This window comes from Sodalis-like endosymbiont of Proechinophthirus fluctus (assembly GCF_001602625.1).
Lineage (GTDB): Bacteria > Pseudomonadota > Gammaproteobacteria > Enterobacterales > Enterobacteriaceae.
Genome location: NZ_LECR01000090.1, coordinates 74,084 through 84,094 on the forward strand (window position 1 = coordinate 74,084; position 10,011 = coordinate 84,094).

Below are 10,011 nucleotides of genomic sequence, written 5' to 3' on the forward strand. Positions count from 1 at the left end.
TAAAGATGCATGATGCGGCACCGGATAGCCAAGTCTCCCTAGCTCAGCACATTCAGCTTGCCCAAGTAGAAAATCATCAACATCTCCGCCGTCTAGACGTCAATGCCTAGCAGAACGGATAAGGTGGCGATCACCTATTCATCGCTGGAGTGATGAATAGCGCTTAAATCTAACTTGTTTCTCATGGCGGTTATAGTATCAATAAATTAATATATAATGAATTTTTAATAGAAATTCCGCAGCCTTGAATCGCCTTCGCCGGCGGTGCTTCCAGCCATTGCAGTGTAACCGAACTGGCCAGCGCCGGAGACGGGCGTTGACTATTAGCCCGCCTTGGCGGACACCTGCCGGTCGAAAGTGTTTCTGACCAGTGCGGTAAACAAATCCGGTGTCATCCTACGCCGGATTATACTCAAATATACCATCGCCTGCGCCATGCACTTATCCTGTTTAGCCAGCCAATCGGTTTCATTGCTGTCGTACTCGAAAAACATTGTCTTCATGATCCTCTCATGCTCACCCATATAAGTATATTAATATACAATTATATTGTAATTGTATATATTATAAATATAAATATATAATTATTAAATGGCACGTGGCCTGGCTACCGCCGGTATTTTGATAAGAGTACGTTTTATGAAACCACGCAAGATCATGATTATCGGTACCGGCAATGTCGACGCATCCGCTACCTATAACTCTGTTAAACCAGCAAATAAGCGAAAAACTGATTCTGTTAGATTTCAATTAGAAGCGGCTGGAAGGCCAGCGCAAAGATTTTGCCAATGCGGCGGAATATATGTTAAGCCAAGTGATGGTGAGCAGTCATAGCACGGCGGATTATACCGATGTTGATATCGCCGTCATTATCGTATCATGGGGCAGTTTGAAACCGTGACAGACTCGACTGAATGAGCTTAGACACCACCGCCGGTATCTTCGAGTATATTATGCCGCAAATTATGACAGGCAGCTTTAACGGTATTTTCTTCATCGTCGCCAATCCTCCCTGCGATATTATTACCATCAGGTATAGAAACTGTCAGGACTACCTTACCATCGCGTCCTGAGCATCAGCCGCAGCAAGAATAGCCAAACATTACTTATGCCCAGAAAAGTTGCACGGAATTATAGCGTCGCCAGCACAATCGCCGAGATTTGCCGCAACTTTTAACCGGTAGCCACCGCTACCTGACGGTGGTCTCCTCTGCGTACTGGATAAAGAATACGGCCAACGTGGTTTTGGGCTATCGGTGTACCGGCGGTGATGTCGCAAGACGGTATGGCGCAAATTATTTAGCTAGATTTCAAACCGCCGGAGCGGCGTCAATTTAAGACATCCGCGGCGATCATTGAGCAAAACATCCGGCGGATGGTGGTGATACACCATTGAGCTATAGCAACTGGGATAGGAGCCGCCATAACCGCCAACGTCTACAACTCACCGGGGAGAGGTTCTCAAAAAAAAATAAAGCACCTGCGGCGCGGGCAGTCTTATATTAAAGACATGCTTGAAAATTAATTTGACACGGCGTTTTAATTTTCTTTTTATTGGCCGAGTTAATTTTTAATAACTGCCTTATTTCTCGTTTCAGTATTTTTTCATATGGCTAAAAATTATTTTTTTGCTTTATCCGGCAATACAGATTTTGACAGCATAATCTGATAGGATGAATTTTGCACGGCGACAGCCGGTTGATTACCAATTACCCTACGTATATTTCTGTATCTGGGAATAGATCGGATCTATTATGAACAAAATAGCCCCGTTGCCGGCGACCCGTGGTCAAGAGTGTAGGGAAGAAACGATGGGGATAGAATCGGTCAGTATCATACAACCATCCCCTTTTTTTAGCAGGTAAAAATGCCAGGCAATTTGCATAACCAATATGGTAATACTACCAAGAAATATTAATATAACCGTAATTAATATTATAATTTTATCGTATTTATATACAATCATGAGAGAACTTATCCGCCTTGAACCAGGCCGCCATTGACGCCCCATTTTTTAAGGGTAAAAATCCTGTCAAACTCAGAAACTTCCATTTGCCCCGATCATCAATACAAAAATAGTAATTATATTCATCATATATAATATAACTTAGTGTATTAGTCACATTATTATCTGCCCTGACGCCTGGGTATTTATTAAACTAACAGGCAGGGTGATAGTGCTATCATCATTTTTGCCACGGCGTTATTTTTTTATAAAAATATAAATATATTATAAAAAGCTGGGAAAAACCAGTTAGCGCTAGATGTCTCAATACCCTATTACGGCAGGCGCCGAGATTAAGGTTACCTATCGGCAACGAAATTAAGGACCTTGACTTCCCAAGTCGTTTTCATTTTTTTCGATAGTTCGGCTTTTTTTAATAATGTAGTAGTCATCGACGCGATCTTCGTAATCGGTACGCATATTGCTAATAATTGCCTGGATTTCTTCAATGGACATACCCGATTTGATGTAGTCGCTAAGATTGTTCAGCAGCAACACACGATTCTGGTTGTCGTGGATTTTCTTCTCATTATTGGTAATCTCGAGATGCAGCTTGAGGTTGTTCCTGCAGAGAAACATACGCATGAGTTCCAGGATATCGTGGAATGAAGGCTTAATGTGATCCATTTCAGTTTCCTTGCTTAGCTGATACATTAGCAAAGCTGTGTGCTAATAGAGTAGCAGCTATGCACCACTTTGGCATACTCCCATTTTACCCGATTTTTGGCGATAGCAGAAACCTGCGTGCGGGCGGCCTCTCTCTCCCTCCAGTGCGCGGCGGCGGTTAGGGAAATGTGGGAAAGCATAAATCGGCGTCATCAGATTGAGGCGCCTATCTACAGCTATGCGTGGCTAAGTTTAAAACTGGATCAACAGCCAGGAAAGTTGGCGAAGCTTTTGTGTATCACGTTACATTTGATGCAGCTCCACCGCAGTGGAAACCAACTCCTCGCTATTGACGACGATAGACTCTAGATTCCCTTCGCGTAGAGCTTCTGCCAGCGGCCACATGGTCCTAATTTGCATACTGCGCAGTGACGTGTCGTTCAACAACAAAAAATGACTCGCGGGCGGATGAGGGCGATGGCCCACACACCACGCTTCGATTTGCAGTTCCATTACGCAAACCATATTGCGACTCAGCGTCTGGATGGATTCCATTACCGGTTTCGGCAAACCGGTTTTCTTGCTTGCCAGCGTCAGCAATCGCGCTGATTTTGACAATATCATTCAGCACGGTCTTCAGCCTACTATCCAGACACGGCCGATCGATGACATTAAGGGGGAGGTAGATATAGGCCGCATAAACTTACTGATGGCCAACAAGCTCAAGCTATAGTGCATTTGAATGTGCCAATGGATAAATGCCCGCTGCGGATAGATGCCGGTAAACAGCAAAGCCAATAACGACCATATACTATATCCCCGCTTCACCACATGGCGGTGCGCACATATCGCCACTGCCTGCGCCGCATACCACCATCGGCGTGATGCCGATTAAAAGCGCTATATAAAGGAGTTTTCTCAAGGTTGAGATAGCCACAAATAAACATCAACAAACTGTACCAGGCCAGTATAACTGGTAATTCAATACGCGGGTCAATAAGCTTAGACTCCGCGCTGAGAATACTGTGCCGGCAATGCGCTGCAACTCTCGCTTAATACATTTCCTCAAAATGAAATAGGCCAATAACCACGGCTAAGGTAATCAGCGGCCATGTGCCTTCTGGCAATGCCAGCAGGCATGTGATCAGAAAGATAAGCACAAATGCTAGACTGATGTGCAAGTCATGGGCGAGACGGTAATAATATTGTAGATATGGTATTCGAGAGGAGAGATTTTTATCGAGACGAACGCCGGAATAACCAAGATACAGGGAAAGGTCTATTTTATTCAATTTTAATAAAATTAATATCAATATTAAAATTTTTATAAAAATTATATATAATAGTCTACTCTCCCACTCGCCTGCTGCCTTCCTCTTCGTTGATACTGCCGCTTATCTGCTCTGGCCATCCCGTCTGCGGCATGACGGCATTTTCCAGTGAAATACTCTTAGACTCTGTTTATGGCACATGAAAGCGGATGCATCGCGGCGGTGTTGATAGCCCTCCTCAACCTAGGGCCCGGCAGCCGTCATGTTGGTGAGAACTGACCCGATGGCAGGATCGGCTTAGCCAAATCGTGGCAGGGAAAAATCGCATTGCAGAGGGATGACCAGCAACGGGAAAGCACAGCCGCGGGGACGACGGTTTGCAACAGCGTGGACGATATCCTATGACAAACAGGCGTCGTTGAGGGAAGCAAATGTTGCACCGGTTTGCCCAAACAGCGTCAGCGTGCCATCGAGCTGTAAAGCACCTTTTAGGCGGGAGTTCCTCCACTAAGCGAGTCGACAGGGCTGAGAAAGAGAGAATGGCAATAGCCAGGCGGTAAGATAGTTACTGGCAAGTAAAACGTTAGTCATCGCCGGTTATATGCTCTTAGATAATAAAAAGGCCAATACCCGTTAACAGCGAGAACGACAGTGCTGTTTTCTATCTGGGGAAAAATAACTCTAGTTTAAACAACCATTTACAAATTGTCGTCAAGTCAGCATAATAATAGGATAGTCCGCAATAAGAATCTCTGTCGTTTCATGGGAAACTGTCACTGCCAGGCGGGTAGACAATCATCTTCATATTTTCACCTTTCCTTTTTATACTCAATTTTTGAGATTATCATTTGCAACTACAGTTCAAGTCGGCATGTTTAATATCGCCCTGTAAGCAGTAAGTATTACTGGCATAGGGCATTTCATTTTGGATGCACCCCATACATAAATTACGTAATAGAATCTTAATGATTTACTATATTTAGTATAATATATATTTATTATTTTTGATTATTTTTTCTACTCTTATCCTACAGTTATATCTTAAAATAAATAAATTATTCTAAAATCTCCGCAGTGTCCCGTCCATATAATGGATATCATTAGGCTTTTCTTCAGAACTCGGCGCAGCATTCATCACCTGCTTGTTTCCGCTCTCAATCTAACGTCGCTTCCTGTATCGACAGAGTTTGATTTCACCGTCTGTAGAACGGATTATGCGGCGCTGGGCTAACTGTTTCAGTCACGCGGACAGAACTCAATCAATTTTGCCCATCACTCTGACCAGCGGCCAGTCTAACCCCGTCTCGAGCAGCGTGATATCACAACGGAAACAGAGACCATAACGCACAATAGGCCAGCTCAGCATAGCGTCGATATTGATACCATCCCCCGGACACAACTCAAAGCTTACCGTTGGCTTCGCCAACAGTAACAATAGCTATTGATAATATATGTGGCCNNGGCCACTATCGAATAGCGATAGGATGCGCTGCCCCAACGCCTGAACAATACCCGCAAAATTTAGCAACGGGTAGCGGCTAATAAACCAACCCAACACATTGTCCTGCACCAGCGTGTACAACCGCGCCAGCACGTTGTCACAGCTTAGGTCTTTCATTACGCCGTCGGCGCTGTGCCACGCCCGCACGCCATTTTGTACCTACAACCGCAACTCATGGTCCGACGGGCGGATAACAAGCGCCATACCCTCATCCCAAGCCTGTTTTAAACCTGGATCTACCGCCCATTTGCCGCGCATGACAGGATGTTTTACCGACAGCAGGAAACCGCAGCGCTTGTCAAGGAGACGTTTTTCATCCGACTCGATTTCCCGCGCTAGGGTGGGCCGGTCACCGCAGTAATTTCATCCGGCAGGCCGGCGGTGGTGGTAATCTTTGCATCCAGCAAATGGTCGATGAAGGCTAGAATACTCCCGCTGCTAGCGGAAATCATAGCTGACCGACGTCGGCAGCGTGGCTAAGGACATCTTAAGCGCCGGAAAAGGCCAATAATATCGGCTTTAAGCACCAAACTGATCAGCGGCGCCGGCGTCATGTCGGCGGTAGCTTTAATAGCCTTGGATAAGCAGCGTCAGCTTTTAACAAGCAGCGTCCCGATATCGCTCGCCGCCGGTTGGATACCCAAACACTGATAGAAGAGGCCCTTTTGTCGATACAACAAACAGAATAAATCTCCCCCAACACGATAAGTAAGCCAGGCGCCGACAGAAGGACTCAACGGGCAGCGATCGTCAGGCGCTAGCAACTGGTGTAAATAACCAGGCGGCCGCATTATTCCCATAGAATCTGGGCGGATATTTACCATTATCCAGTTATTGCCCGCTTTAATTTCGACAAATGGCGCGGTGAGTAAGGCGCCCGCCAACGCATTACACAGTCCCATTCTGAGCACCACCTCGCCGTTCTTTTGACGGCTCAGAGTCGTCAGAACTTGTTTCTATGGAATAGTTCTCTACCTCCGACGGAAGCAGTTTGGTTATGGAGGCGGCCACCGTCTGGAGCCAAGGTTTACAATCGCAGGACGCCAGAAAACGCCGCACGAAATTTGCCGTGCTATCTTTAAGTTGCTGATGAGTTTCATCCAATAATGCCGAGTGACCGAATGCTACCAGCTCAGCTTCGTAGTTTCCAAACATAGGAGTTTAGTGTAGCGCCGCCCCAACCAGATGCATCATTTCGGCAACAAGGCGAGAAGTCAGGCGATCTCTGTTCAAGCTGTCGTGCGTGATACGAGCTCGCCAACATATCCAGCCATACTGCCTTATCCAGCAGAGGGCATAGGTGACGATATGCAGAATAAAATCGGCACGGAAGACAGGTTCAATACTCACCTCGGTTAAAAGTGGTTTTCCGGCCGCGTGGCACAAACCCTGATCGCTAAGGTGGCAAAGCGATATCGGGCAAGGTTTTAGCCAGTAATGGGATTGGTCAATCAGATTTTCGATATTTTCCAGCACGCTTTGCAGGCTTGTTGTACGCAAAAATAGGATAATACGCTGTCCGCTCACATTATAATAAAACCAACAGCGGTGCGTAGAAATATCCAAATAGCTGTGCCTGTAACAAAGAGATGAAAAACTCCCCAACAATTCACCGATGATTGCCATAATCGGAGAGAAAATATAGAAATAAACATTATAGTTCTCTAACATCACCCACCCAGATATTCTTATCTAATTCCAACGTACAAACCACGATGTCTATCGCTTCTTCAAGGTTCAAATAGGATTCCACAGAGAGCACATATAATAATTTTTCAAATATAATCACTATCACCATTTATTTAGTATCCCGAGTCTAAATAGGTTAAAAATAGGTAATATTCCGTTTTATTCTGACGATTTTTTATTTCCTATGATTCCTTCCTAGCGCACTGTGGTTATCTTGCTCAGGTCTGTATCAGCTCCGATCAGAGAACCTACCCACAGTAGACCGTCTATTAACTATAAAGTGAATACCCTGGGACGGAGGTAGCGCCGGCATAAATTAGATTAATGTAAGTTGTCCTGCTGGTGAATCTACCCTGCACACCGCGATAACAGACTAATTAAAATAAACCCGTGGAGAAAACATATCCCAATTATCTAGGAATAGGTAATACTGGTCTCTTTTTTCTTTATAAGAAATCTATCTTAGCGTTCTGAACGGATATAATCAGTACAGCGAAAAGCTACGAGACTGGGATAAATTTTATACCGATGAGGAAACTGTAAAGCGCCATTTTTTCAGGTAGAGTTTTAGGTTTTATCTTTTCATCGTAGATCCGTTTATCACGCTGCCTTTTATCATAGGTTTCAGATAAAGTCAATGTAAGCGTTATACTGTCAAATTTAGATTCAATCATTTTTTCCACCTCACCTCGATGGTGCTACTTTGATTAATATCTCAGCTATGGATGTCTTAAATTAAATTGATGGTTTCTCGTTATTCTCTCTTAGGAGAATAAACGTAACAAAAGTGTTTTCATCCAGCAAAATACCGTCATCTGAAGTCACCCCTGACATGGGTCAGGCTATGCCTGAATGTAACGCACTCATCGATAAAATATTTTTATAGTTTATATCCATTGCTTACCTTAGCTTATTAATTTTTCTGCCTTACTGTTGTCAATAATTAGTGAATTACGCATTATCCGATTAACGCCGCATTACACACCAATCCATAAGATAAACTTTGGATCTTTGCCGACAGAATATGTAGTAAATTAATAAATTTAAGTTGCTTGCCTTCATCATGCAGTGTAACCTGGAAGACGGACGTAATATTTTCACTCTTTCATCTGTAATGCCGTTAGCATTATCGCTTGCTCAATCAATCTGCTGTTATTTGTGCCTAGCGCCCATCCGAGGTGATCTCATTCGTCTCAGTATCCTTGTGACAACAGGGCTGACCGAGATCGCGAAGCGGTATAGAAAGCAGTATAGGAAACCGAACGGGGAAAGACGGTGGTCAAGGTTGTGAGTCGGTATGCGAATGCTTTGCTGCTCGGTGTGGCGTCTGCGTCGTACAACATGAAAACTAGACTCGGGATCGCTGCTGCGCTACAGGATGCGAGTCAAACCTTCATCCATCAACGAAGATTATTTACTATGATAAAAGATCAGCGTAATAACCGCCTTTCACCACTAGTCGATACGCGCCTTCGCCACTTGACATGGCGTAATCGGGGGAGCAAGGTTATATCAATACCAACACCACATGACAAGGAACCCCGTTTATATATTAGACGTCTTAAACATGACCTATAAAGGAATCTATTACCTTAAATGAGGGTACTTACGCCATGGCTAGCCCGTTAGCGCAGCCTACATTTCTGGTCCACGATTATGAAACGTTCGGTAAACATCCCTCCTTAGACCGTCCGGCGCAATTCGCGGGTATTCGCACCGACAGTCAGTTCGAGACCATAGGCGAGCCGGAAGTCTTTTTTTGCCGCCCGGCCGACGATTATCTACCGGAGCCGGAGGCGGTGCTCATAACCACGATCACTCCCCAACAGGCGTTACGTGACGGCGTCAGTGAAGCCGAATTCGCCCGCCGCATCCACCAATTATTTAGCGCGCCGGGCACTTGCATATTGGGCTACAACAATGTGCGCTTCGATGATGAGGTCAGCCGCAACCTGTTTTACCGCAATTTTTACGATCCTTACGACTGGAGCTGGCAGCAGGGTAATTCCCGCTGGGACCTGCTGGATGTCGTGCGCGCCTGTCACGCCCTGCGTCCCGACGGCATTGAGTGGCCGTTGAATGACGAGGGACTACCCAGCTTTCGGCTAGAGCATTTGACCTGTGCCAACGGCATTGAACATACCAAGGCCCATGACGCCATGGCTGATGTCTACGCGACCCTGGCGATGGCCAAATTGATGCGTAAGGCACAGCCGAAGCTGTTTGACTATCTTTACCGCCACCGTGGCAAGCATCAGTTGAAGACGCTGGTGGATATTGCAACAATGAAACCGCTGGTCCATATTTCTGGTATATTCGGCGCTGCTCGAGGAAATACCGCTTGGATTGCGCCGCTGGCCTGGCATCCTGATAACCCCAGCGCGCTCATCGTCTGCGATCTCAGCGGCGATATGCAGGTCCTGGAGGATCTGGACAACGATGCGCTGCGCACCCGGCTCTACACGCGGCGCGATGCTCTGGGGAAAGATTCCGCAGTACCGCTGAAACTAGTACATCTCAATAAATGCCCGGTGCTGGTGCCTGCTAATACCCTGCAGCCGATGGATGCCGNGAACGGCTTGGCATCCATCGCCAGCGCTGTCTGGATAACCTCACCTGGCTACGGCGCCGGCCGGAAGTCAGGGAAAAAGTGCTGGCGCTATTTGCCGAAAGCGTGCCATTTACGTCTTCAGACGATGTGGATGCGCAGTTGTATGACGGTTTTTTTAGCGATATCGATCGCGATGCGATGAATATTATCCAAGCTACCGCCCCGGAAAATCTGCCGGCACTGGATATAAGATTTGTCGACTCGCGCCTGAAGCCGCTGCTGTTTCGCTACCGCGCGCGCAATTTTCCCCATACTCTGGATCACGATGAGCAGTTACGCTGGCTAGAGCACCGAAAAACCCGCTTTACCGAGCAGCGGCTGGAAGCCT

General features: G+C 46.1%; 8 protein-coding genes and 2 pseudogenes. 4 read left to right on the forward strand and 6 right to left on the reverse strand.

Translation table 11 applies throughout. The annotated features are described in order from the left end of the window. Positions 1-323: 323 nt before the first annotated feature. Positions 324-494, reverse strand: coding sequence for a hypothetical protein (locus BG74_RS14435; RefSeq protein WP_187202848.1), 171 nt, complete (start codon positions 492-494; stop codon positions 324-326). A 420-nt stretch (positions 495-914) separates the two neighbouring features. On the opposite strand from BG74_RS14435, the gene BG74_RS18375 reads away from it, so the two are divergent. Next, entirely contained in the window at positions 915-1,073 is a 159-nt protein-coding gene (locus tag BG74_RS18375) for a hypothetical protein (RefSeq protein WP_244267490.1), read from the forward strand. A 1,231-nt stretch (positions 1,074-2,304) separates the two neighbouring features. Here the strand turns inward: BG74_RS18375 and BG74_RS09015 are convergent. Then, positions 2,305-2,632, reverse strand: a pseudogene (locus tag BG74_RS09015) (DUF496 family protein). A 282-nt stretch (positions 2,633-2,914) separates the two neighbouring features. Further along, the gene (locus tag BG74_RS09020) at positions 2,915-3,124 is read right to left on the reverse strand and encodes a hypothetical protein (RefSeq protein WP_066597969.1); all 210 of its coding nucleotides are present in this window, start codon (positions 3,122-3,124) and stop codon (positions 2,915-2,917) included. A 13-nt stretch (positions 3,125-3,137) separates the two neighbouring features. On the opposite strand from BG74_RS09020, the gene BG74_RS09025 reads away from it, so the two are divergent. After that, the gene (locus tag BG74_RS09025; protein ID WP_204376381.1) at positions 3,138-3,344 is read left to right on the forward strand and encodes a hypothetical protein; all 207 of its coding nucleotides are present in this window, start codon (positions 3,138-3,140) and stop codon (positions 3,342-3,344) included. A gap of 1,793 nt (positions 3,345-5,137) precedes the next feature. On the opposite strand, the gene BG74_RS14445 is transcribed toward BG74_RS09025, so the two are convergent. From BG74_RS14445 to BG74_RS14450, 3 genes are all read right to left on the reverse strand, one after another. After that, positions 5,138-5,317, reverse strand: coding sequence for a hypothetical protein (locus BG74_RS14445; RefSeq protein WP_187202851.1), 180 nt, complete (start codon positions 5,315-5,317; stop codon positions 5,138-5,140). 656 nt (positions 5,318-5,973) lie between these two features. Continuing rightward, complete coding sequence (locus tag BG74_RS09035; protein WP_066597974.1) at positions 5,974-6,285, reverse strand: hypothetical protein; 312 nt, start codon at positions 6,283-6,285, stop codon at positions 5,974-5,976. A gap of 259 nt (positions 6,286-6,544) precedes the next feature. Then, positions 6,545-6,859, reverse strand: a complete 315-nt coding sequence (locus BG74_RS14450) for a hypothetical protein (RefSeq protein ID WP_187202853.1) — start codon at positions 6,857-6,859, stop codon at positions 6,545-6,547. Positions 6,860-8,685: 1,826 nt separating this feature from the next. Between BG74_RS14450 and sbcB the strand changes: the two genes are divergently transcribed. Continuing rightward, a partial coding sequence (gene sbcB, locus BG74_RS09050) for an exodeoxyribonuclease I (RefSeq protein ID WP_244267491.1) occupies positions 8,686-9,643 on the forward strand: 958 nt, incomplete at its 3' end. 1 nt (position 9,644) lies between these two features. After that, a pseudogene (locus tag BG74_RS18380) lies at positions 9,645-10,011 on the forward strand (exodeoxyribonuclease I); the annotation flags it as partial.